Genomic DNA, 23,297 nt, shown 5'->3' with positions numbered 1-23,297 from the left:
CGGCTTGCCCCGTGGCCTTGTCCAGCCAACGGCGGCGCTTAATGTGGAGAAAGACTGATTTTCCCCGTAATGGGAAATCCTGGACGACGATCTCCTTATGAAAGCCATGGCCTATTAAAATGCGGTGTTTTTCCTCTTTAGGGCTATCCTCTTTTTCTTCAAAATATAAATGAAGGGTACCCTCTTCTGTTTTATGGGAGACAAGATTAAAGTGGGTTATTAAAAGTTCCGGCAGTATAAGCTTTAATAGGTCGATAGATAATTCCAATGCTGTTCGTTTTACTGCAAATATCGAACTCCTATTTCAATTCACACACAACTTTTGAGCTTGATCCTTTATCTGTTGGTTTTCCTGATCTATGGCGTCCCACCTGTGTTTGATCCGGATGTCCTGAAGAGCTTCTAGCGCCAGCTTTTGGACATGAAATCGGTCGGTCACCTGTCTTGCCTTAGGAAAGCAGGCCTTAACGATCTGTTATATGGAGTGTGCCATATCCAAGGTGATTTCTTGGACCTTGTTCCTAATAGAAACAGGAAGTCTAAGCAATCGATCAATAATAGGTTCAGCCTTGGTGCTTTTAAATATTCCCACCAAAGCCCCCTTTTTGCTCTTTGCCTGTTTATTGGTGATTATTGTGTAAAGTTCACCACGGGACAAGGCTGTTTCGTCTATTGAAAGATAAGGACCAATATTCTGAGGGTACACTAGCCAATCATTGGCGTGGTCCTTATGTTTCCATTGATTGAACTGGCTAAGGCAATCCTTATACTGGCGCTGAAGTCTCTTCCCAGGCACTCCAAAAAGAGAACCGAGTTGTTGACTACTCAGAGCTGTTCTATCCGTTGATCTCTTTTAAAAAAGCAGCGAACTCTTTTGACATGCGGGTTCCCTGTGCGATAAAATCATTCCAATCTCGACTTGTTTTGATCCATTTTCCATCTATTAGAACATCCCAGCGCATACGTTTGAGGCTCAAGCTGACCAAGTTATCGCGGATTGGATAATCATCAATCACCCTAGGTTCCATAAAGCCACTGGCCTTGTAGGTATGATCTTTATAAAGTGCTGGTATCTGCTTTTTTTCCTCTAAAAACACAGTCAACCGATTGAAGTACAAAGGGTTCTTTATAGGCTTTTGTTCAAAGCCAACAATAGCAAAAAAGTCAAGTATTCCCTCAGGTAAAAATAAGCTCAATAGTGTTAAATCGGTTCCTTTGTCCATCCCGTAAATTTAGGGTGCAAAGAAATAAATTATTCACTTTAGACCCAATTTTTGTGCTTGGTCAGTTTAATTACTATCATTTTTTAACCATACAAATAATTTCCTGTAATAAAAGTTAGCTTCCCAATTCTTTCCCAAGAGCTTTGAGCTTAGTTCCTATTAATATTTTGGTTTTCGGGCAGACGAATAGCATGTTACCTTAAGGAAACACCTTTTTCTTTTCTCTCTTTACTATTTGTTAAATAAATCTTTACATTAAAAAAACACTTCTTTGAGTGGTCCCTCCTATAATTGCACGGTATTATCTAAAGGTTTTATTGATTTTGATTCGGTAAGTGAACTTGTTTGGTTTCTGGTTTTCAATGATTAAATGGAAAGAAGTGAGAAATGTTTTAAATCCGACGATTTTACTCAGTGAATATTTATAGTCTTTAAAGGATGCAATGTCACAGGGATTTTGAAAAATTCAATGGAATTATTTATTGTGTGATGAAAATTGAGGTGTATTTGTATTAATTGACTTTAATAGTAAGTTGACCGTGTAAGGGTGTCTCTTTAATTCTATAAAAATAATCGAATTAAAACTTCGTTTAATTTCTTTAGGTTTCATTATTGATTTCTCGCGCTTTTGATTTTAGGCTATTGCTGATTCTGTTTAGTTGTATTAGTTGTTAAATTAGCGGGTAATCCTAAGTATTGCCAAGTGTTCTAGGTATTATTTCGGTTTGGTAATGGTATGTTGAATTGAATTATTTGTGGTTATTTTTTGTTTCGTGTTTAATTAATATTAGATTAGCTGTTGTTAATAAGCTGTTAATTAGACTTTTTTTATAGGAAATACCCTATCTAATAGGCTTTTGTCTTTTTGCAAGCTCTTGAAGTGGGTAGAAATAGGTTAAAATGGAATATAAATGAAATAAAATGAAAATAATGAGAAGATATTTATTGCTGTATTTATTATTGATTGTATGTTTTGTAGGATGTTCGCAGGATAATCAGTTAGACCAATCAGAACCACCTAAAGCTGAGGAGGTTAATACTGTTTCTGAAATTATCTCCAGTGCAGAGTGGTCTGTTAAGAAGGTTGCTGATAATGTAAATTGGAAGTATTTTCATTTTGATGCTTTATTCTCTTCTAAGCAAAGCATTACCGTGTTAGAGGTAAATGGTAACCCTGAGAAAACTATCGTAGATATTCCAAATGTAGAATCTGGATTTTTAAAGACTAGTGATGCGGCAATTAATAATAGAGCAGTTGCTGCAATAAATGGATCTTATTTTGACACCAAAAATGGAGGGTCGACCGTATTTTTTAAAAAAGCTGGAGAGATTAAGAATGAAACACGCTCTGGTTTTAATTGGTACAGGGAAAATGCTGGGCTTGGAATAGATGCGGCAGGTAAAATATCAATCATTAGGAAGCCAGCGTCTGGCTGGCGAGATGTTGAGGGAGAGTCGTTATTGGTGTCGGGGCCTTTGCTGATGATGGATGGAGAGATTTTGTCTCAGGATGATAATAAGTTTAATAATAACCGACATCCTAGGACAGCAATTGGAGTGACAGCGGATAATCGTATTCTAGCGGTTGTTGTAGATGGCAGGGCTTCCCAGGCACAGGGAGCTTCTGTAGAAGAAATGGCCATCATAATGGAAGCCTTAGGTTGTAGAGATGCAATGAATTTGGATGGCGGGGGTTCCTCAACCGCGTGGGTTAAGAATTATGGGGTAGTTAACTATCCGTCTGATAATAAAAAATTTGATCACGAAGGAGAGCGTGGAGTCGCAACTGTGATTACTTTTTCGAATAAATAGTCAATCTTAAAATAAATTAAATCTTAAATGATGAAGAAATCTTTACAAAGTCTGCTTCTGGTATTGGTTTGCTTAGCTGTTTCCCAAGGATTTGGACAAGATCGAGTAGTTACAGGTAGCGTTGTGGATGAAGAGAATTTTCCATTGCCTGGGGTTACTGTTCAGCTTAAAAATACCCAAAAAGGTGCAATAACTGATTTTGATGGGAATTTTACTATATCTGTGCCTGATAATGATGAGAATATATTGATTTTTTCATACCTAGGGTACGCTAGACAAGAGGTTGCTTTGGGCTCTTCGAATAGTGTTAGTGTAGTGATGGAGGATGATGTTAGTGCCTTGGATGAAGTGGTTGTGGTGGGTTATGGTACCCAGAAAAAAGAGAACTTAACCGGGGCTATAAGTCAAATAAGTGCAGAAGATATTGCAATGAGGCCTTCTCCAGATATTGTGGGAACTCTGCAAGGATTGATGCCTGGTTTAAATATCCAAGTGAATACTGGAGATCCTACTGCGACTCCTGATATTAATATTCGAGGGTTTAACTCAATCAACGGTGGGGGTCCATTAGTTATGATTGATGGTATTGAAGGAGATATTGGTAGAGTGAATCCAGAAGATATTCAGAATGTTACGGTGCTAAAGGATGCGGCTTCAGCGGCCATTTATGGAGCTAGAGGAGCTTTTGGTGTAATTTTGATTACTACTAAGAGTGGTAAGTCTGGAGACATGAGAATTAATTATACAACTAACTATGGATTTACCTCTCCCACAACTAGAACGGATTTTGTATCCGATCCATATGTGTATGGGAAAACCGTAGATGCGGCTATTTTTGGGTATAACGGCTCTAGTTATACTGGTTATGATGATATGGACTGGGAGACTATTCGAATGGTTGCTAACGGAGAGATAGAGCCATTTCATCAAAAACAGCCTAATGGTTCTTATAAATTTTTCTATAAAACAGATTGGCACGACTACCTATTTAAAAAAGTTCAGCCATCCTCTATACATAACATTTCTATTTCTGGAGGAGGTGATAAATTAAAGGGGTATTTGTCTGGAAGGGTGTACAACCGGGAGACTATTAACAATATTCAGGATTCAGATTTTAATCGATATAACTTGAAGTCTACGCTTACGTTTGACGTAAACGATTGGTTGCAACTTTCCAATAATACTTTATTTAGTCGTGAGATGAATCAAGAGTATGGAGGGTTTCGGAATGGATATGGTGGTCTTTGGAGTACAACAACCTGGTATGATATGATGGCTTTTTATCCTTATGAGATAGATGGTGTTCCTACGGATGTAGGGAGAAGTGGTAACGGAGGTCAAGGTGGTGGCCCTGCTATGGAAGATGGTAATAACTGGCGTAAATTTAATACGGAACAGTTTACAAATACCTTTCGTGCAAAAGTTACTCCAATAAAAAATTTAGAAATAAATTTTGATTATAGCAATAGAATTACCAATACGCATAACACGTATCGTTATAATCCATTCGAATATTTATCTACTGACAGGTTAACATTGACAACGGCAGGTGTTAATAGTTTGGGAGAGTATAGATGGAGAGACTATTATAACGCTTTAAATGTTTTTGGTACCTATAGTCTTCAGCTTCTAGATGACCACAACTTTAAATTGTTGGCAGGATACAACCAAGAGGATTACGATCGTGATAGAGTGTATGCGCAGCAGGGAGGTTTATTAATAAGAGATAAAGCTAATTTAGCATTCGGTACTGAAATGTTAAATGCTGATGGATCAGCACTTTTATGGGCGGTTCAAGGGTATTTTGGAAGATTTAACTATGACTATAAGAACAAATATTTATTGGAGGTTAATGCCAGGTATGATGGATCTTCCCGATTTCCCGAGGATAGTAGATGGGGGTTCTTCCCTTCCATTTCTGCGGGTTGGCAGGTAAATAGAGAGGAGTTTTGGAAACCCTTGGAAGAGGTTGTTAGTAGTTTAAAGTTAAGGGGCTCCTACGGGGAACTTGGAAATCAAAGCGTGCCAGTAAATACCTTCCAGTCATTGATGCCTATGGGATTGTCTAGTTGGATGAATCATGGTGAGCCTTTGAATTATGTATCGGCTCCTGGACCCTTGCCTAAGGTGGTTACCTGGGAGACTACCAAAACTTTGGATTTTGGTGTAGACTTAGGGTTTATGGGTAATAAGTTGACTACAACATTTGATTGGTATAGAAAAGAAACAGAAGGTATGTATTTGCCGAGTACGCCATTGCCTTCAGTTTTTGGCGCATCCGAGCCTAGAGAAAATTTAGCATCTTTAAGGAATACTGGATTCGAGCTAGGGATAGGATATAAAGATTCCTTTATGGTTGGAGGCTCTCCTTTAGCGATAAGAGCATCTGGTAGTTTATCTAACTTTAAGGGTGTTATCACAAAATATGATAATCCTGAAGGTCTAATGAGTTCTTATTGGGAAGGTCAGGAGTTAGGGCAGATTTGGGGGTATCGTACCGATGGACAATTCCAATCTGATGAAGAGGCCAAGGCTTATCAAGACTCTTTTGACAATCCGTCTCAGGATTTAGGGGATGTCTATAGGTATATTTTGAATACAGTTCAAAATAATGAATGGAATAAATTACGCGCCGGCGATGTTAAATATTTAGATACCAATGGAGACGGGAAAATTGACAAGGGGGATTATACCTTGGAGAATCATGGAGATTTAGTTCCTATTGGAAATGCAATGCCTAAATATACATTTGGCTTTAACTTAAGCACAAGTTGGAAGGGGATAGATGTCTCCTTGGCCGGTGCCGGGGTTGGAAAACAAAATTGGTATCCAACTGGTGATATTTACTGGGGTACTTATCAAAGACCTTACCTTACTTTTTTGAGAAAAGATTTGGTTAATAATGCTTGGACCCCAGAAAGTGGCGGTAAATATCCGCAAATTTATAGGGGTTATGCTTCATTGCAATCTAGGCGCTCTTTATATGAAATGAATGATCTTTACTTGGAGAATGTTGGGTTTTTACGTGTGAAGAATTTAACTATCGGATATACCATTCCGCAAGAAATAATGTCTAAGGTAAATATTCAAAAACTCCGAGTATATTTTAGTGGCGAAAACTTGTTTACATGGAGATTTGGTAATCTAACCAAATATATAGATCCGGAACAAGCGGGATCCGCTATAAACTACTCTAACCCTGGAAGTGCTGTAGGAAGAGCTGATTTAAGGGATTACCCTATGGGGAAGACTATTTCAATAGGAATTAATTTAGGTTTATAATAATTTATAATTATTTAGAAATGAAAGGATCTAGTATATATCGAATAGGTTTTGTTTGCTTGGCTGTAGTGCTTTTTAGTTGCGATAAGGATTATTTAAACAGACCACCAGAAGATCAAGTTGATGCAGAATTCTTCTTTAATACGGCGAAGGATTTAGAGGTAGCGACAAACGATTTTTACACAATGATTTCTGGTAAAGACGTTTACACTGACGATTCGCATTCGGATAATGTGGTGCCATTAATAGCATCAGACAGAGTAAGGGGGAGTAGAATTGTCCCCACAAGGAGAGGTAGTGGTGGATGGTCTTGGGGGAGGCTTAGGGATATAAATTTTTTCTTGGAGAATTATCACAAGGTTTCAGATGAGGATGCCAAACTTCATTACGGGGGGGTAGCACGTTTCTTTAGAGCGTATTTTTACTTCGATAAAGTGCAAAAGTTTGGTGATGTGCCGTGGTATGGAAAAGTTTTAAAAGCTGGAGATGAGGGTTTATATAAGCCTAGGGATTCTAGAGAGCTTGTTATGGATTCTATAATGGTCGATATAGATTACGCCATTGATCATATTCCAGCTGAAAAAGAGCTTAATAAGGTAACTAAGTATACGGCTCTTTTACTGAAAGCGAGGATCGCCCTTTATGAGGGTACTTGGAGAAAGTATCATGGTAAAGGAGATTATGAAAGGTTCTTAAATGAAGCGGTTGTAGCAGCTGAAACGTTGATGAATTCTGGAGAATATTCTTTGTTTACCTCTGGGGGAGCTGATGCTGCCTATAGAAACCTCTTTTCTAGAGATAATCAGGATATGGTTGAAACAATTTTGGCGCAAGACTTTGAGCGTGAAAAAGAGCATCATAATTTAGGATATTTAATGACGGCACCAACTTCCGGTGCATGGGGTGTTCCAAAAGATTTGGTGAATAGTTATCTAATGAAGAATGGAACTCGATTTACTGATGTCGCTAATTATGATGAGATGGAGTTTTATGAAGAGATGCAGAATAGAGATCCGCGATTAAAACAAACGACGGCTGGTCCTAATTTTATAGTAAACGGTGAAAGTAGTGTTGAACCAGTAACCCTTGCAGGAACTACTACAGGGTATCGGGTAATTAAAGGACTTCCTTCTAAGGACCAGTGGAGTGCTGCTCATTTCGATTTAATTGTTTTCCGTTACGCCGAAGCGCTGTTGACTTTTGCAGAAGCGAAAGCTGAGTTGGGAGCTATAACTCAGGCCGATTTGGATAAGAGTGTCAATTTGTTGAGAGACAGGGTGGGGATGCCCCATTTAAATTTGGCTAACGCCAATGCCAATCCAGATCAATACTTGGAGAATATGTACGTGAATGTGGATCAGGGTTTAAATAAAGGGGTGATTCTAGAGATTAGAAGGGAACGGAGAATAGAAATGTTTAACGAAGGTCTACGGTGGGATGACTTAATGAGGTGGAAGGAAGGAAAGAAAATTGAGCAACCCATGGTAGGGATTTATTTTTCCGGATTGGGAGGTTATGATTTTAATAATGACGGGAATGTTGATGTTTACCTACATGATGGAGATCCATCTGGTGCTCCAAGTACAGCCACCACACTTATAAATATTCAACAAAGACCTTTGACAAATGGTACATCGGGGAACCTTAATCCTTTTAGTTTAGGTGGTTCTTTTGACGAGAGTAAGGATTATTTATATCCGTTGCCTTTAGAAGATTTATCCTTGAATTCAAATTTAGAACAGAACCCAAATTGGTAAAAAAATAAACTAGAATCTCTAAATTGATAAGTTTAATAAAATATGAAAAGATCAGTATTGCTATTAACCTGGACCTTCCTTGCATTTGTTGCATGTTCTTCGGGGGCAGAAGAAACAAAAACAGCCCCTACTGATAAAGTAGAGCTCAAAGATCCGCCTTTAAAAGTTGGTTATAGTATACCGTTTGGCGGAGATAAGTTTGAACTGAAGAACTTGAAATATGCAAAATCCGTGGGAGTGGATTACGTGGAAGTATCAGGAATGTCTGCCTTTATTGATGACCAAAGAAACTTTAAATTATCAGAATTAGAGATTAAAGAAAGATTAAAATGGGCCAAAAAAAATGCGGATGAAGCAGGTATTAAAATTTGGTCTATTCATATGCCCTTTGGTGCTAATTTGGATTTATCCTTGGTTAACGAAACCAATCGTAGGGATGTGGTAGCTAAGCAAGGTAGGTTGGTTGAGTTGTTGGAGATTTTAGAACCCCAAATAATTCTATTTCACCCAAGTTATTATTTAGGGTTAAATGAAAGGGACCTGCGAAAGGCGCAACTTATAAAATCAGCAAAGGAATTAAATGAGGTGGTGAAGAGTATTAATGCTACCATGGTAATAGAGAATTTGTTAGGGCCGGAACTATTAAAGGACGAAAATCGTGAGCGACCTTTACTTCGTACGGTTCAAGAAACCATAGAAATTATGAATAGGCTTCCAAATTCTATCGGTTCTGCTGTTGATATGAATCATATTAAGAACCCGGAAGAATTGATATTGGCAATGGGAAGTAGAATGAAATCGGTTCATATTGCAGATGGTACAGGTAAACATGAAAATCATTATTTTCCATGTTCGGTAAAGGGACAAAATGATTGGACGTTAATTTTAGCTGCCTTAGATAAGGCAGGGTATAGAGGTCCTTTTATGTATGAGTCTGCATACGATGATGAAAAAGATCTCATGGTGTGTTATAAAATGCTATATAACAATTATCTAAATGCGTCCTATTAATGGATGGTAGAATAAGCATAGAACTTCATTATTTTGAACATAAATAAGAAGGTATCTTAAATTTAGCTATAAGAGTTAGACTTATCATGTTAAGAATCTTTTTTTCAGCACTTCTTTTTAGTTGTTTAGGGACTATTGCCCAAGCGCAGAATGCTACTGCTGTTAAATTCGTGGATGCTTTGAAGTTTCCCCTTTTGGGGAGTACCAAGATAGCCGATACGGAGCACTATTATAGGATCCGGAAGGATTTAGCAGCCAATTTCCCCAAAAGGGTGAAAGCCTTGTCCACAAACACAGCAGGCTTTAATGTTCCTTTTAAAACCAACTCTTCCTCCATTAAATTGAGGTGGACACTCAGGGAATATAATTCTCTTTGGAATATGACTCCTTTAGCGGTTGCCGGTTTCGACCTCTATGGATGGAATGGGGAAGAATGGCAATTTGTAGCTGCAGCAAAACCAACAGGACTTTCCAATTCAACTACTGTCATTGAAAACCTCGATGGGAAAATGCAACGTTTTAGATTGTATTTCCCCTTGTACAGTGGCGTTACTGAGGTGGAAATTGGCGTGGATAGCGGCAGTGACATCCAACCATTAGAGGATTTCTATTTACCTTCTAAGCAAATAGTGGTATATGGATCTAGTATAACCCAAGGCGCATCGGCCTCTAGACCGGGAATGATATTTACTTCTATTCTTGGTCGCAGGTTAAATATGAATTTTAGCAACTTAGGATTTAGTGGCGCGGGAAAAATGGAACGCGAAGTGGCAAACGTTTTGAAGAATTCCCATCCAGATCTCTTTATTTTGGATTGCGTGCCTAACCCATCCATAGAAGAGATAAGAACTAGGACATTGCCCTTTATTGAAACCTTGCGAAAAGAGAATCCCTCCGTACCTATTCTCATGGTGGAAAGTGTTTTTAGGGAGCATGGACATTGGAATGAGAAAATAGGAGCTAAGGTTATCGGCCAGAATAACGCCTTTAAAGAGGCGTATAGCCAATTGAAGGAGCGCGGGATGGAGCAAATCTATTACTTGGATAATACGGCTTTAATAGGTACGGATCATGAAGCCACCATAGATGGCACCCATTTTACCGACTTGGGCCATAAACGGATTGCCGATAAATTATTTCCCGTAATAAAGAATATTTTAAACGGAAGTTTATAACCGTTAGTTGTGTAGAGTAGCTGAAAGGAAGCTTAAATAATTATTGTAATAATGCCAATTTAAAACAATGTAATGATGAATAAAAAGATTCATTTTAAAGCAATTGCAAAACTGCTTATAGGAGTTTTTGTCATGTTTCATTTTATCGGATGCGACAAAAATAAAAATAGCATAGATCCTAAATTAGTAGTATCAAGAGATTCTTATGAGGTCTCTAATGGGGATAATCAGTACAACATTGATTTGTTGTCTAATACAACTTGGGAGGCCCAAACTAATGTAGAATGGATAACCTTGGAGATGACTAGTGGGACCAATGGAAGAATTGACCTTCCATTTTCGGTGATCAGAAACGAGGATGATGAGAGAGAGGGGACTATCACCATTACCTTGGGAGAAGGAGCTTCTTATGAAATACTAGTTATCCAAGAGGCAGGTAATACCGATAATATTTATGTACGCCCCAACGGTACCGGGGGTGGTTTTTCTTGGAGCGAGGCAACTGATTTGGCAACTGCTTTGAATTTAGCAGTTAGTGGAAATACCATACATATAGCGGAAGGTACCTATGAGCCTAGTGAGACCATTACTGGGGGAGATTCTGCAAATGTTCGGGACTTAACATTTGAAATCTCAAGGAATATCTCCTTAGTTGGTGGATATCCTATAAATGCTACTAAAGATACTGAGCCAAATCCTGAGCAATACAAGACAATTCTTAACGGAAATGACAGTTCGTATCATGTAGTGTCAGTATCTGCAGTTAAGGAAGAAGGAGCTAAGGTAGAATTAGTAGGGCTAACTATTACTAGTGGGCATGCTGGTGATTTGTCTGCCTCTGCAGACATTAATGGCCTTGGATTTAGAAGAGATTATGGGGGCGGTATAACCATCGGTAATGCGGTGGTAGATATACGTGATACCCATATAATTGATAATAAATCAGAGAAGTTTGCTGGGGGACTTTATGCTTTTGCAGATGCTTTAGTGACAATCGATGGGAGTGAGATAAATAATAATAGCTCTATAAGCAATGCGGGTGGCATATGGATTAGAGAATCCAAAGCTTTTATTTCTAATACCAAGATTTTGGCCAACTCTGGTGGAACCGCTGCAGGAGTGCACGGATATCCTGATGCTGAAATTTATATGAACAACTCTATAGTAGCCGATAACAAAGGAAGATCTTATGGGGCCGGATTTTACATCAGACAAAATTCAATTGCTATTTTAACTAATTGTATGATAACCGGCAATAGTAGCACTTCCAAAAATGGAGGAGGTGGTATAATGATGTATAACAACAATAAACTTACTCTTATCAATACTACGATCACAGATAATGCGGTTCCAACAGGTCCTGGTGGTGGTATCTTTAGACGAAGTGGGGAGAATGAACTTACCTTATACAATTCTATTGTGTCAGGAAACAAGCAGTTAGTAGATGGAGAAGATATTGATGTCTTTGAGGCAGATGCTCAAGCTCCACAGATAATTTCCTCAATTTCCGCTGCCGCGGTGATAGACCTCAATGGAGTAGAAATTGATGGAGTCACTTTTAATCATACTTCCATGCTCCAAGACCATGGGAATTATGTAATTCTCCCTGTAGGTGAAGATAACCCTGCTTTACTATACGGTACAGAATTGGAAGAACTTGTAAGAATTGGAAATCAACAAGAACCTAAGGTGGAAGCAGATGTTATTTCCTCGGATTTACTAAATAATAGCCGTTCAGGTCTTAAGACGATGGGGGCTGTAGTGAAGTTTAATTAGGTGATTATACTAGGGTTGACCATAATGAGACTATTGTAAGTCGTGAAATATGAGATAATACTGTCTCATTATGGCTTAATTAAATTATAAATCTAGATGAACTTTTGTATTTTGGGAGGGAGAAAATAGTCGTTATGATGGATAGACAAACTAAAGTCGTGTAATACCTTATAGGTGCTATTTTTAAATTTAGATGGCAGGGAGCCATATAGAATAAATAAAAGTAAAATGAAAAGATTCTTACGATATAGTAAAATAGTATTAAGGAGTTTAATGGTGGTCTTACTGTCTGTGACCTTCTCCTTTTGTGGTAGCTTAAGTCTAGATCAGTCTAAAGAGGAATCCGTAGAAGTTACCGTTGAAACCCCCATTCTAAATATTAACGATGAAATTACTGTAGTGCCTAGTTTTTCTCCTAATGTAAAGCCAACGCAAACATATAATTGGGTAACAAGTAATCCAGATGTGGTTACCCTTAAGGTGATGGAAGATTATTCGGTAATACTTTCAGCAAAGAAAAAAGGAGCTGCTACTATTGCTTTTTATTCTCAAGATGAAAGCCTATTCTCAAGTTTTGATATTACAGTCAATGGCGATGAAGATGATGGTGTTTTAAAGATTTTAGCTATAGGGAACAGTTTTTCTATGGATGCTATTGAAAATTACCTACATGAACTTGCTGCCGCCGAAAATATCCCGATGGTAATTGGTAACCTGTATCGCGGTGGTGCCTCGCTTGAACAGCATTGGAAGCATGCCCAAAATAATCAAGCAGCTTATGAGTATAGAAAAACAACAGAAAACGGTAGCAAATCTAACACTCCTGAAACTACTATTGAAACCGCGGTGTTGGATGAAAATTGGGACTATATCAGCTTTCAGCAAGTAAGCGGGAATTCGGGAAAATATCAAACTTTTCTTATGCCCTTGCCAGCGTTGATGAAGTATGTAAAAGACCGTAGTACCAATTCTGAGGTTAAGTATATTATTCATCAAACCTGGGCCTATTCTAAAAATTCTACCCACAAAAATTTTTCCAATTATGGAAACGACCAGGAAGCTATGTATTCAGCCATTGTGAATACAATACGTAAGGCTAAGACAAACTTTGGGCTTGATGTATTGATCCCTGCAGGCACCGCTATTCAAAATGGACGAAATACTAGTATTGGGGATAATTTTACTCGAGATGGTTATCACCTAGATTATGAAATAGGTAGATATACCGCTGCATGCACATGGTTTGAAGCGCTTACTTCCATAAATGTGGTGGGGAATTCATTTATTCCAGATGGAATGACTAACGAGGAAGCAGATATTGCTCAGCGTGCCGCTCACGCTGCAGTTCTTAATCCAGATGAGGTAACGCCACTTTCCTATTAGAAGTTAACATGGAGCGTTAAAGTCCGAATCTCGGAGTTCACCCTATGGATTTCAACTACGCTTAATATTAGCTACGACAAAGGGCCTGATCAAAGGGAAAGCTATTCAGAAATATATTTTGTAATTAAACATTTAAAGCTCTAATTAAATCTCATCCAAATCAGGAACTCTAAATTTTTCAATATTCCAATTGGCTTTTTTAGCCCCTGCCATGTAGGCCGATTCTAAAAAGTGGAGTACATCTTGTTTGGGGTTGACTGATTTCAATAAGATGTTGTATTTCAGAAGTGCCATTGGGCTCCCGTTGTTATCTATCCACTCTGCTGAAGCAGGTTTTATAGTCTCTTTGTTTAGATCTTTGGGCGAGGGGTAGGTATAAGAATAGAAGGCGGGTTCGGGAATATTTTCATCGCCCGGCCAAAAGCCAAAACTTATACATTCGTGGGAATACGCATCTTTATCAGAGAGTCTTGCTTCTGCGGGCATTGGTGGTGCCTCATTACCAGAGAATCTTGTTACCACCAAATCCATAGAGTGCCAATAAAGTTGCACCGGACAGGTTTTGCCGTAAAAGCGACCGCTAAATTCTTTAAAAACATTATTTATCCATAGCAGGGCTCGCCACAAATCCGTTACGTAATTTTTATCATAGTGATGGTATTCCGTAATTTCTCCAAAAGACTTGTCAATTCCTAGGTCGAAAGGAACGTCGACTATGGAAACCGAGATGTTCAAATCTTGAAGTATCTCCATCAGCGTGCGATAAAAGTCCGCTACAGTTAATCTTTCGTTTAGGGGGAAACGCTCATATCCCCCTTGGCTTGTATTAACTTCCGCTTGATGATCTAACACATTTATGGTGATTTTAAATTGATCTGCACCAGAATTATATGGTATATCTCCGGTTGTAAATCCATTAGTGCCTATATATTCTGTAATATACCACCAGTGATTTTTTCTGGGGGTCATTTTAAGTCGGACTTTCCCTAATATCTGCAAAAACAGGTGCAGCGTCATCTTCTTATCAATATTCTCACTATAAGGAAGTTTTGGTAGTTTAAATTGATTTTCCATAGGACTACTATTTTGAGTTATCACTTAAAGCACAAGTCAAAGTAAAGTCTAAAAGTTAATCAATTCCTTGCTTTTTTACATGGTTTCAACCGAATTTTCTTGTCTTTCACAGCAAATTAAGCGTATGGATATCTTTTGAAGCATTCTATTTTTACCTTGTAAAAATTAGTTGAACATTGATTGCCAATGTTATATGATCCGCTTAGTACTTTAAAGATAGGCTCAGTCCTTGTTGAAAATGTTGTGAAAACCCCATTTTTGCCAATTTTTAAAACTTATAGTTGTAACCAAATCGAATTACCTGAGTTTCGTTGTAATCTGTGCTAGTATAGGAAAAATTACTTCCATCGATTTCTTTTTTAACTACCATGGTGTTCAAAAGATCTGTAGCATTTAAAAACAGTTCTCCTTTACCGTTTTGGATGGCTTGTTTTACTCCCATGTTTAGGGAAAATCTCGAGTCGATTGTGCCTTGTGGAATAATGTCCGGGGCAAGGTAAATAGCGGTAAACTGTGCCTCAGTGTTTTTTCCAAACTTAAAATTAGTGTTCAGTTTAATATTCCCAGAATATATACTTTGCTCTTCTGCAGTAAAAGTGTTTTCTATAGGGTATTTATTGAAAACTGTAAATGAATCTATTTGATTGTAATACCCATTAAAGTTTATATTTCCATTTATCTTATCGGTTAACTCCTTATTTATTACCACTTCGATCCCTGTATTATAACTTTTTCCTATATTTTGAGAAATATTATAAATCAGGTCTGAGCCCTCCACAGTGGTACCCACTCGCATAATTGTACCATCTGAAACACGATGATAGGTGGCCCCATAAAAATACCCCTTGTTAAATCTATTCCTGTATCCCAATTCAAAACTGTTAGTGAACTGAGGTTGTAAAGCCGGATTACCTACTTTAATGATCTCAGCATCATCATACTTTGGGAAAATTCGAATATCCTTTTCATCAGGACGGTCTACCCTGCGGTTATAAAAAGCAGACAATCTGTTGTGATCATTTATTTTATAACTCAATCTGGCATTCGGGAAAGGTTGAAAATAATCATATCCATCACTTTGATAAGTGTTATGATTAGGATCCACATCATAACGCAGATCCACATATTCCACCCTTAAACCAATTTCTGCCTCTAGTTTCTTTACTTCATAGGTATAGTTTCCATAAAGTGCGGGAATCGTTTCTTTATAAGTGGCTATTCCGTCTGCTCCGGTATCTAAAACAGAATTGTCTGCGGATGGATTAAATTGCATGTCGGTTGGAATAGTTCTGCTACGGAACTTTATCCCTGTTTCCAATAACCCATGTTTCAAGGGTTTGGTATAGTCCAATGTAAAATCGGCCACTTTTTGATCAGCTATAAGATAAAACCATTCATCCGCAGTAAACGAAGGGGTGGTATTGGTAAAGAAATATTTCTCATCTTCCCTGTCAAACGTATAATTGAAGCCTACATTTAGCGTATGCCCGGGTTGTTGAAATTTATGCTCATAAGACACAGAGGCCATTACTGCAGTAAGCACTTCATCTTCAAGAAACTGCCAAAGCCTTAGACTTTCTCCGGTACTTCCATTAAAAAATGGTTGATCACCATTGTCTTTGATGGTTTCTTGGCTGAAAAACCCTGAAACGGTTAGGGTATTAGAATCATCTATAAACCAATCGAACCCTGCTGTAGAGGTGAATAAATTAATGTCTCTGTTTCGCTTCATCTGTTGGTCAATCACCCTGCCATTATCATAGGTCCTAGTTACAAATTCATTTTTTCTAAGTGTTTCCGTGTAAAGGTTATCAGCTTGTAGAAATAGGTTGATTTTATCTTTTCGGTAATTCAGTGAAACAGAAGGGTTAATTTTAGGAGTAAACTGATATTGTGGGCGAATACCAGGAAGGTTTTCTTTTCGCTTCCACAAAGATCCAAATCCAGTAGATAGTCCAACCGTACCATTTAGTCCTGCCTGTTCTTCTTTTTTTAGGATGATATTAATAATTCCCGCATTTCCACTAGCATCATATCTTGCCGATGGGTTATTGATAATCTCAATTTTATCAACAGCCGATGAAGGAATATTTTCCAATGCATTCTGATTGCCAAACCCTGTTAGAGCTGTTTGTTTACCATCTATCAATATCACTACCTGATTGTTGCCTCTTATCTGAACCTGACCATCCTGTGTAGTTACCCCTGGAAGGTTGCTCATGGATTGTAGAACACTTCCACCACTTTGACTCACATTATTCTCTAAGCTGAAGGTCTTTTTATCCATCCTACCCGTTATGGCATCTTGTTGACCCGTGACAACAACTTCATCTAATTGCTGAATGTCTTCTTCTAATAATATGGAGCCAATATCAATAAATTCTGAATTAGAACCGATGAACAGAGGGAGGCTGTAATTCTTGTAGCCAATGTAGGAAGCTTCAATGACATAGTCGCCAGGCACCGCATCTGAAATGGTGAACAAGCCTTTGTCATTTGAAATTGTGCCCGATACAAATGACGAATCTGAAGATTTCTTCAAAATTACATTTACGAAAGGCAATTCCTGACCTGAGACCTTGTCCTTTATGTCACCTGAAACACTCACGGATATATTTTGTGCGATTACGCCTAAGGGCATAAGTAAAACCAAAAGGATAATAAATGAATCAATCTCAATTGCTCTTGTCATTTTCTTTACGCTATGGGAAATAGGATTTGTTATCATTAATAATGGATCTTTTACATGTAATTTGAATGCAACATTAGGTTGCGGTTTATTAACTTTATTCTCACTAACTAGTTAAAAACTAGGGCAAATTGCAAGTTAGCGACTATTTTAGGTAAAGGCAAGTCAATTTATGAAAGACAGCTTTACTGTAAATTATGTGATTGAATTGTTTAATTTATGGGGTCGGACATTTAAATGAGGATAGGGACAGAATATCCATTATTTTTAATTTTAATTAGAGGATTCCATCTAGATAGGGAAAGAACCCGAGGAGTGAACTGTGGTATTCAAGGAAATTAATATAGCTTTGAGTAAAAGGGTTGTTTATATAATGAGTTAAAAGTTATTAAAAGCACAGAATAACAGCAACGATAAGCCAATGACGTATATATTATTTATAGCTTCTTTCAATGCGTTTTTCTTTCTTGCATTACTTCTGCAAAAAAGAACAAAACAACTTCATGATAAAATATTGATCTTTTGGTTGCAGTCTCTTGGGTTGGCTACCGCAACTTATGCCTTGTCAAAAGTTTATTTTGCTCCATCTGCTATTTTGTACAGTGCTATAATCGGTACATTTTTATTACATGGACCTTTTTTATATCTATATACTAGTGCTTTAACGCTAAACGAAAAATATTTTAAGGTTAAGAATTTATTGCATTTCGCACCATTCTTGGTCTTTATGCTTTACCTGTTTATTGCAAATCAATTTCCTGAATATTCAAATAGAATTACCATAGATCACGTTTCAGGAGATTCAACCAATCCACCTGTGCTATTTTTGCTCTTCCTCATTATCACTGCATTATCGGGGCCATCTTACTTTTTGCTAGCTCATAGAATGTTTCAAATACAAATGAGCTCTTCTTTTAATGTTTCAGCAAAGGAGATCAATATGGATTGGTTGAAAAAGCTGATCCTTGTCTTTGGTGTAGTTTGGACGCTCTTGATTGTTATAGCTGTAATCCATCACGTATTTCATTTATTCACCATGGATTTTTGTACAAACGGGCTATTTCTTGTCCTTTCAGTTTTTATAATATTAATTGGGTATTTCGGATTGAAACAAACAGATGTGTTTGTTAGTATCCCTGTATTAGAAGCGAAGATTGCTACTGTTGATGCAGAAGTAAAATATGCTGCATCAAAATTGGAAGATGATGAACTGCAGAATTGTTGTAATAAAGTGGGGCTATATATGAAGTCTAATAGACCGTATTTAGATCCCGATCTTACTTTACCTAAATTGGCGCAAGATTTAAACGTATCTACTCACCATCTTTCGCAGGTTATAAATGAAATGCACGAAAAAAACTTTTTCAATTTCATCAACAAGTATCGGGTGGCCGAAGTAAAAAGGAAAATTCAAGATCCAAAATATCAAAATTACTCTTTACTTGGAATAGCTTATGAAAGTGGCTTCAATTCAAAATCGGCCTTTAACAGGGTTTTCAAAAACGTAACTGGCACTACACCCAGTAGGTTCCGAGATTCTATTTCCTCTTCTTAATAACTGCAATTCTATACTTCCCATGTCCCATTTTATAATCTGGGATGTGTTCCTTTATTCTAATAGGTGCCATTTTACAATCTAGGTCGCACAGACGGGAGTTGCTCTATACTTTTGTTTACAGAAAAATAGATTATTAACTTAAAATGAAAGTGTTATGAAAACTCAAGTAAAAAAAGAAATCAGAACAAATTCTAAAGGAATAGCAAGAAGCGTTAAATTAAATATGCGTGCTCTGTTATTGATCTTTGCATTTATGCTGACCAGTATTACTGGTTTTGCACATTGCGATTCCTATGACGGGCCCGTAATTAAAGATGCCTTAAAAGCATTGGATAAAAACAACGTTCAGTTGGTTTTAAAGTGGATAGAGCCGCAACAAGAAAAGGAGATTATTCCTTTATTTAACAAAACCTATCAGTTAAAGAACGGGGACAAAGAAGTGTACTCTATAGTAGAAAAGCATTTCTTGGAAACTCTTGTACGGTTACATAGAGAGACCGAAGGCGCTCCTTATACTGGATTAAAACCTGCTGGGTCTATGACTCCCTTAGTGGAAATGGCAGATAATTCAATTGCCAGCGATAATGTGGAAGTCGTGGTAACTACCGTAACCACCCATTTGGAGCAAATATTAAGGGATCGATACGCTACAGTAGCTAAACGTAACAAAACAAAAGATAATTCTGTTAAAGAAGGAAGGGCTTATGTGGAGGCTTATGTAGAGTACACCCACACTTTGGAGGCTTTGGAGCACTTATTACACGGAACAATATCTCATTCAGGAAGCGATCATGCTCAGCATTAGTAACTAAAGAATGAGGATTTATAAAAACTATAAAACAATTTAAAATGAAAACTATTAAAGACATTAAAACGGTGAGATTGCAGTTAGAGACACTTACCTGTCCAAGTTGTATTAACAGAATAGAAGGAGTTCTTAACAAGGAGCCTGGTGTAGAAAACGCTAAGGTGCTCTTTAACTCTAGCAAAGTGAAAATACAATATGATGAGGAGAAGGTATCAGCAGATAAAATGGCAGAATTGATAGAGAAAGTGGGCTATACCGTAATAACCTCTTAATTAAGTAATCCAAGAATAATATGAAAACGAAAGATGTAAATTGGATAATGTATGCAGCAGGAATTTTACTTCTTGCTGCATTTGCAACCTACTTGTTCAATTGGGGCTTGCCGTTATTAAATATACTTTTAATATTAGCCACCATTGTAGCTGGAATTCCCACTTTTATTAGAGCGTGGAAAGCCAGCATCTTAAAAATGTTCAGCATCGAGCTTTTAGTGACCATTGCCGTAATAGGTGCCTTAATCATAGGAGAATATGTAGAGTCGGCAGCGGTAACTTTCCTATTCCTTTTTGGGGCATACTTAGAAGGGAGGTCCTTGGAAAAATCCCGCGCTTCCCTCAGGTCTTTGATGGATATGGCACCGTTAGAGGCTATAGTAATACGTAATGGACTGCGCTCCATCATTATGGCTGATGAGGTTGTTAAAAACGATTTGGTGGTTATTCAGACAGGAGAAAAAATTCCAATTGATGGTCTGGTTATCTCTGGGAATGCGTCTGTAAATGAAGCGGCTATTACGGGCGAATCTATACCTGTAAGCAAGGTTAAGAACGACCAAGTCTTCAGTGGGAGTATTCTAGATAGTGGATATTTGGAAGTAGTAGCTGAGAGTGTTGGTGAGGATACCACCTTTGCAAAGATCATTGAATTGGTAGAAGAAGCCCAAGAAGGAAAAGCTAAGACTCAACGCTTTTTGGAAAAGTTTGCTGCTATTTATACCCCTGGAATAATAATTCTTTCTATGCTCGTTGGACTAATAACGCGAGATATACATTTGGCACTTACCTTTTTAGTTATCGCATGTCCTGGAGCTTTGGTGATTTCTGCACCGGTTTCCATTGTTGCAGGAATAGAGAACGGGGCCCGTAACGGGATTCTAATCAAAGGAGGGGAAATAATGGAAAACCTGGCCAAGATTAATGCTATGGTGTTCGATAAGACAGGAACTTTAACAAAAGGAAGCCCCGAAGTTACTGCTGTTAAAGGATTTGGTATGGACGAAAAGGAGCTGTTATTGATGGCGGCAGAAGCTGAAGTTATATCGGAACATCATTTAGGCAGGGCCATCGTAAAAGAAGCGAAGAGAATGGGGTTAACGTTAATAAACAAGCCAACAGAAGTTACTGTGCTTAAAGGTCGGGGAATTAAAGTAAGCCTAGAGGGGAAGTCGCTCTATATGGGTAATAGAAAAGGACTAGAACAAATTAATGTGCCGCTAAAAGTGGATGTGGAATTGTATGCCACAGAACAAGAAAAGGCAGGGAACACCGCGGTGTTTATTGCCGATGATAAAAAAGTGTTGGGGGTTATCTCTATTGCAGACACTGTACGTGATAAAGCTAAAGATACCATTCGTCAACTTAGGGGAGAAGGTATTGAACACTTGGTGATGCTAACCGGTGATAATAGGCATACCGCTAAAATTGTAGGTGAGGAATTAGGGATAGATCGTATCTATGCCGAACTACTCCCCGAAGACAAGGCCTCAAAAGTTAAGGCATGTATGGGGAAAGGTATACACCTTGCTATGCTTGGGGATGGAGTAAATGATGCTCCAGCAATAGCTACCGCCAATGTGGGGATAGCAATGGGGGTTGCAGGGACCGATATTGCAATGGAAACGGCAGATGTGGTTTTAATGGCCGATAAATTAGATAAACTTACGCATGCTTTAAAACTATCTAAAGCTACCGTACGGAATATGAAACAAAATATGTTTATTGCCGTGGGAACAGTTGCCCTCTTATTGGCTGGTGTACTAACGAAAAATGTAAACTTAGCTTCAGGGATGTTGATCCACGAATTAAGTGTGCTCATAGTAATTTTAAATGCCATGCGATTGGTCCGATTTACGCCCAATAAGAACCTAATACAATATGTAGCACCAAAAAAAGAAAAGTCTACTATGGTGAGTACATGTGCTCTTGAAGTTTAAGAGTGTAGGTATTGTTATAAACCATAAAAGACGAATATTTTGGAGAGCACTGCAAGGACAGGAAAGCGATAGGACACCTATTCTATCTAGTGAGATGGAGCAGGACTATCGCTTTATGCGTTAATTGAGCGTTTCACCAACCTCTAACCCCTGGATTACTATTTAATGTTAAGGAATATGTGCCAAATTTATGGGTGCTCAATTGGAATGATTTATCTTGTGCTTATGCAATTTTATACGTAACAAAATGATTTTTATAGAAAACGAAGGGAATACCAATCCGCGATTAAACCTTGCTTTGGAAGAATATGTTCTAAGAAATTTTGATCCTGCGAATGATTATTTGTTGTTTTATATCAATGAACCTTCCATTATAATAGGGAGAAACCAAAACACTTTGGAGGAGATAAACCACCAATATGTAGAAAAAGAAAATATACATGTGGTGCGGAGAATTTCTGGTGGTGGTGCGGTGTATCATGATAATGGCAACCTTAATTTTAGTTTTATTACCAACCACGATGGCAAAAGCCTTAGTAATTTTAAGAAGTTTACCGCTCCGGTAATAAAAGTGTTGCAAGCGTTAGGTTTGAATGCCGAATTAAAGGGGCGTAATGATATAGAGGTAGATGACAAGAAAATTTCTGGTACCGCCCAATTTTCTACCGGGAAAAGAATGGTGAGTCATGGTACCTTACTTTTTGATACCGATTTAGAGGAAGTGGTAAATGCCCTTAATGTTAAGATGGACAAGATTGTGTCTAAAGGTCATAAATCAGTACGAAGTAGGGTAGCGAATATTTCGGAATTTTTACAAGATGCTATAAAAATTGCCGAGTTCCGTGAGTTGTTGTTAGAAGGACTTTATGAGGAGAGCGAACCCTTTGAGAGCTATCATCTTACGGCGGAGGAATGGGAAGGAGTACATCAATTAAAGGCGGTGAAATACGACACTTGGGACTGGAACTATGGGAAGTCCCCTAAATTTAATATACAACGCTCCAAGCGTTTCCCGATAGGGGAGGTAGATATGCGAATTTTCGTGGAAAAGGGACATATCCAGGACTTTAAGATTTTCGGGGATTTCTTTGGAAAGGAACCGTTGGAAAGTTTAGAGCAGCTCTTCATTGGCACTAGATACGAAAAGGAGGATATTACTACATTGCTGAAGGATGTCGATATCCAAGAATATTTTGGCGACCTTCCAGAAAATGATTTTATAGAATTGGTTTATGGGGCAGATGTAGTGGAGTAATATTTTTAAAAATGGAATGCAGCAACTTAGAAAGCTAAACAACAATCTTTATAGTTTGCCAAATTTTATTAGAAGGAAATGGATCCTTTATTGACATTAATTCCCCGTATCTGTTATAATGGGTTAATGTTTTAATACCTCTAGGGCGTTTTTTTATAACCGGTTGTACTCTCTGTAGTTATTTTGCTACAATCAATCACAATTGTTTACTACAATGAGATGTGGCATATCCATTTATATTTGTGATTTTACATGAGTAAATCGCAAATAAATTAACCTCAT

The 23,297-nt window shown here is 37.8% G+C and carries 18 protein-coding genes; 12 read left to right on the top strand and 6 right to left on the bottom strand.

Annotated elements, in window-relative coordinates; all coding sequences use genetic code 11:
* From G466_RS0104505 to G466_RS0104495, 4 genes are all read right to left on the bottom strand, one after another.
* Positions 1–268 (bottom strand): ISAon1 family transposase N-terminal region protein (locus G466_RS0104505; RefSeq protein ID WP_026812582.1); only part of this gene is annotated, 268 nt, incomplete at its 3' end.
* A 36-nt stretch (positions 269–304) separates the two neighbouring features.
* Complete coding sequence (locus G466_RS24390; RefSeq protein ID WP_262482313.1) at positions 305–472, bottom strand: transposase; 168 nt, start codon at positions 470–472, stop codon at positions 305–307.
* 3 nt (positions 473–475) lie between these two features.
* On the bottom strand, positions 476–796 hold the full coding sequence (locus G466_RS24385; RefSeq protein WP_229797162.1) for a hypothetical protein: 321 nt from the start codon (positions 794–796) through the stop codon (positions 476–478).
* A gap of 40 nt (positions 797–836) precedes the next feature.
* Complete coding sequence (locus G466_RS0104495) at positions 837–1,223, bottom strand: ISAon1 family transposase N-terminal region protein (protein ID WP_026812581.1); 387 nt, start codon at positions 1,221–1,223, stop codon at positions 837–839.
* Positions 1,224–2,153: 930 nt separating this feature from the next.
* Between G466_RS0104495 and G466_RS21430 the strand changes: the two genes are divergently transcribed.
* The 7 genes from G466_RS21430 (at position 2,154) to G466_RS0104460 (ending at position 13,419) form a co-directional block, all read left to right on the top strand.
* Positions 2,154–3,035, top strand: coding sequence for a phosphodiester glycosidase family protein (locus G466_RS21430; RefSeq protein ID WP_169720733.1), 882 nt, complete (start codon positions 2,154–2,156; stop codon positions 3,033–3,035).
* Positions 3,036–3,062: 27 nt separating this feature from the next.
* The gene (locus tag G466_RS21425; protein WP_084418730.1) at positions 3,063–6,317 is read left to right on the top strand and encodes a SusC/RagA family TonB-linked outer membrane protein; all 3,255 of its coding nucleotides are present in this window, start codon (positions 3,063–3,065) and stop codon (positions 6,315–6,317) included.
* 20 nt (positions 6,318–6,337) lie between these two features.
* Positions 6,338–8,074: a RagB/SusD family nutrient uptake outer membrane protein gene (locus tag G466_RS0104480; RefSeq protein ID WP_026812580.1), complete on the top strand. Its 1,737-nt coding sequence runs from the start codon at positions 6,338–6,340 to the stop codon at positions 8,072–8,074.
* Positions 8,075–8,116: 42 nt separating this feature from the next.
* Entirely contained in the window at positions 8,117–9,085 is a 969-nt protein-coding gene (locus tag G466_RS0104475) for a sugar phosphate isomerase/epimerase family protein (RefSeq protein ID WP_026812579.1), read from the top strand.
* Positions 9,086–9,171: 86 nt separating this feature from the next.
* The gene (locus G466_RS0104470; protein ID WP_051315521.1) at positions 9,172–10,260 is read left to right on the top strand and encodes an SGNH/GDSL hydrolase family protein; all 1,089 of its coding nucleotides are present in this window, start codon (positions 9,172–9,174) and stop codon (positions 10,258–10,260) included.
* A gap of 72 nt (positions 10,261–10,332) precedes the next feature.
* Positions 10,333–12,036: a BACON domain-containing protein gene (locus G466_RS0104465; RefSeq protein WP_034234622.1), complete on the top strand. Its 1,704-nt coding sequence runs from the start codon at positions 10,333–10,335 to the stop codon at positions 12,034–12,036.
* Positions 12,037–12,264: 228 nt separating this feature from the next.
* Positions 12,265–13,419 (top strand): DUF4886 domain-containing protein, encoded by a 1,155-nt coding sequence (locus G466_RS0104460; RefSeq protein WP_205622024.1) that lies wholly within the window; start codon positions 12,265–12,267, stop codon positions 13,417–13,419.
* Between the two features lie 144 nt (positions 13,420–13,563).
* On the opposite strand, the gene G466_RS0104455 is transcribed toward G466_RS0104460, so the two are convergent.
* Both G466_RS0104455 and G466_RS0104450 read right to left on the bottom strand, forming a co-directional pair.
* Positions 13,564–14,493, bottom strand: coding sequence for a DUF5996 family protein (locus G466_RS0104455; protein ID WP_034234619.1), 930 nt, complete (start codon positions 14,491–14,493; stop codon positions 13,564–13,566).
* Between the two features lie 268 nt (positions 14,494–14,761).
* Positions 14,762–17,221, bottom strand: coding sequence for a TonB-dependent receptor domain-containing protein (locus G466_RS0104450; protein WP_229797161.1), 2,460 nt, complete (start codon positions 17,219–17,221; stop codon positions 14,762–14,764).
* A gap of 382 nt (positions 17,222–17,603) precedes the next feature.
* Here G466_RS0104450 and G466_RS0104445 point away from each other — a divergent pair, with 382 nt between their 5' ends.
* The 5 genes from G466_RS0104445 (at position 17,604) to G466_RS0104425 (ending at position 23,015) form a co-directional block, all read left to right on the top strand.
* On the top strand, positions 17,604–18,737 hold the full coding sequence (locus tag G466_RS0104445) for a helix-turn-helix domain-containing protein (RefSeq protein WP_026812573.1): 1,134 nt from the start codon (positions 17,604–17,606) through the stop codon (positions 18,735–18,737).
* Positions 18,738–18,894: 157 nt separating this feature from the next.
* Entirely contained in the window at positions 18,895–19,545 is a 651-nt protein-coding gene (locus G466_RS0104440; RefSeq protein WP_026812572.1) for a DUF6448 family protein, read from the top strand.
* A 44-nt stretch (positions 19,546–19,589) separates the two neighbouring features.
* Positions 19,590–19,820 carry a heavy-metal-associated domain-containing protein gene (locus G466_RS0104435; protein ID WP_205622023.1) on the top strand — a complete coding sequence of 77 codons (231 nt, stop codon included), beginning with the start codon at positions 19,590–19,592 and terminating at the stop codon, positions 19,818–19,820.
* A 20-nt stretch (positions 19,821–19,840) separates the two neighbouring features.
* Positions 19,841–21,760 (top strand): heavy metal translocating P-type ATPase, encoded by a 1,920-nt coding sequence (locus tag G466_RS0104430; RefSeq protein ID WP_026812570.1) that lies wholly within the window; start codon positions 19,841–19,843, stop codon positions 21,758–21,760.
* Between the two features lie 247 nt (positions 21,761–22,007).
* Positions 22,008–23,015 (top strand): lipoate--protein ligase, encoded by a 1,008-nt coding sequence (locus G466_RS0104425; protein WP_026812569.1) that lies wholly within the window; start codon positions 22,008–22,010, stop codon positions 23,013–23,015.
* The last annotated feature ends 282 nt before the right edge of the window (positions 23,016–23,297 follow it).

It is taken from the genome of Arenibacter certesii DSM 19833 (genome assembly GCF_000429545.1).
Lineage (GTDB): Bacteria > Bacteroidota > Bacteroidia > Flavobacteriales > Flavobacteriaceae > Arenibacter > Arenibacter certesii.
Note: the sequence above shows the minus strand (reverse complement) of the source record. Positions and strands in the feature narration are given on the sequence as shown.

What these genes read in the sequence shown, in the direction of transcription:
- G466_RS0104495 (WP_026812581.1), bottom strand. Translation starts at nt 1,223, where the DNA reads ATGGACAAAGGAACCGATTTAACACTATTGAGCTTATTTTTACCTGAG.
- G466_RS21430 (WP_169720733.1), top strand. Translation starts at nt 2,154, where the DNA reads ATGAGAAGATATTTATTGCTGTATTTATTATTGATTGTATGTTTTGTA.
- G466_RS21425 (WP_084418730.1), top strand. Translation starts at nt 3,063, where the DNA reads ATGATGAAGAAATCTTTACAAAGTCTGCTTCTGGTATTGGTTTGCTTA.
- G466_RS0104480 (WP_026812580.1), top strand. Translation starts at nt 6,338, where the DNA reads ATGAAAGGATCTAGTATATATCGAATAGGTTTTGTTTGCTTGGCTGTA.
- G466_RS0104475 (WP_026812579.1), top strand. Translation starts at nt 8,117, where the DNA reads ATGAAAAGATCAGTATTGCTATTAACCTGGACCTTCCTTGCATTTGTT.
- G466_RS0104470 (WP_051315521.1), top strand. Translation starts at nt 9,172, where the DNA reads ATGTTAAGAATCTTTTTTTCAGCACTTCTTTTTAGTTGTTTAGGGACT.
- G466_RS0104465 (WP_034234622.1), top strand. Translation starts at nt 10,333, where the DNA reads ATGATGAATAAAAAGATTCATTTTAAAGCAATTGCAAAACTGCTTATA.
- G466_RS0104460 (WP_205622024.1), top strand. Translation starts at nt 12,265, where the DNA reads ATGAAAAGATTCTTACGATATAGTAAAATAGTATTAAGGAGTTTAATG.
- G466_RS0104455 (WP_034234619.1), bottom strand. Translation starts at nt 14,493, where the DNA reads ATGGAAAATCAATTTAAACTACCAAAACTTCCTTATAGTGAGAATATT.
- G466_RS0104450 (WP_229797161.1), bottom strand. Translation starts at nt 17,221, where the DNA reads ATGATAACAAATCCTATTTCCCATAGCGTAAAGAAAATGACAAGAGCA.
- G466_RS0104445 (WP_026812573.1), top strand. Translation starts at nt 17,604, where the DNA reads ATGACGTATATATTATTTATAGCTTCTTTCAATGCGTTTTTCTTTCTT.
- G466_RS0104440 (WP_026812572.1), top strand. Translation starts at nt 18,895, where the DNA reads ATGAAAACTCAAGTAAAAAAAGAAATCAGAACAAATTCTAAAGGAATA.
- G466_RS0104435 (WP_205622023.1), top strand. Translation starts at nt 19,590, where the DNA reads ATGAAAACTATTAAAGACATTAAAACGGTGAGATTGCAGTTAGAGACA.
- G466_RS0104430 (WP_026812570.1), top strand. Translation starts at nt 19,841, where the DNA reads ATGAAAACGAAAGATGTAAATTGGATAATGTATGCAGCAGGAATTTTA.
- G466_RS0104425 (WP_026812569.1), top strand. Translation starts at nt 22,008, where the DNA reads ATGATTTTTATAGAAAACGAAGGGAATACCAATCCGCGATTAAACCTT.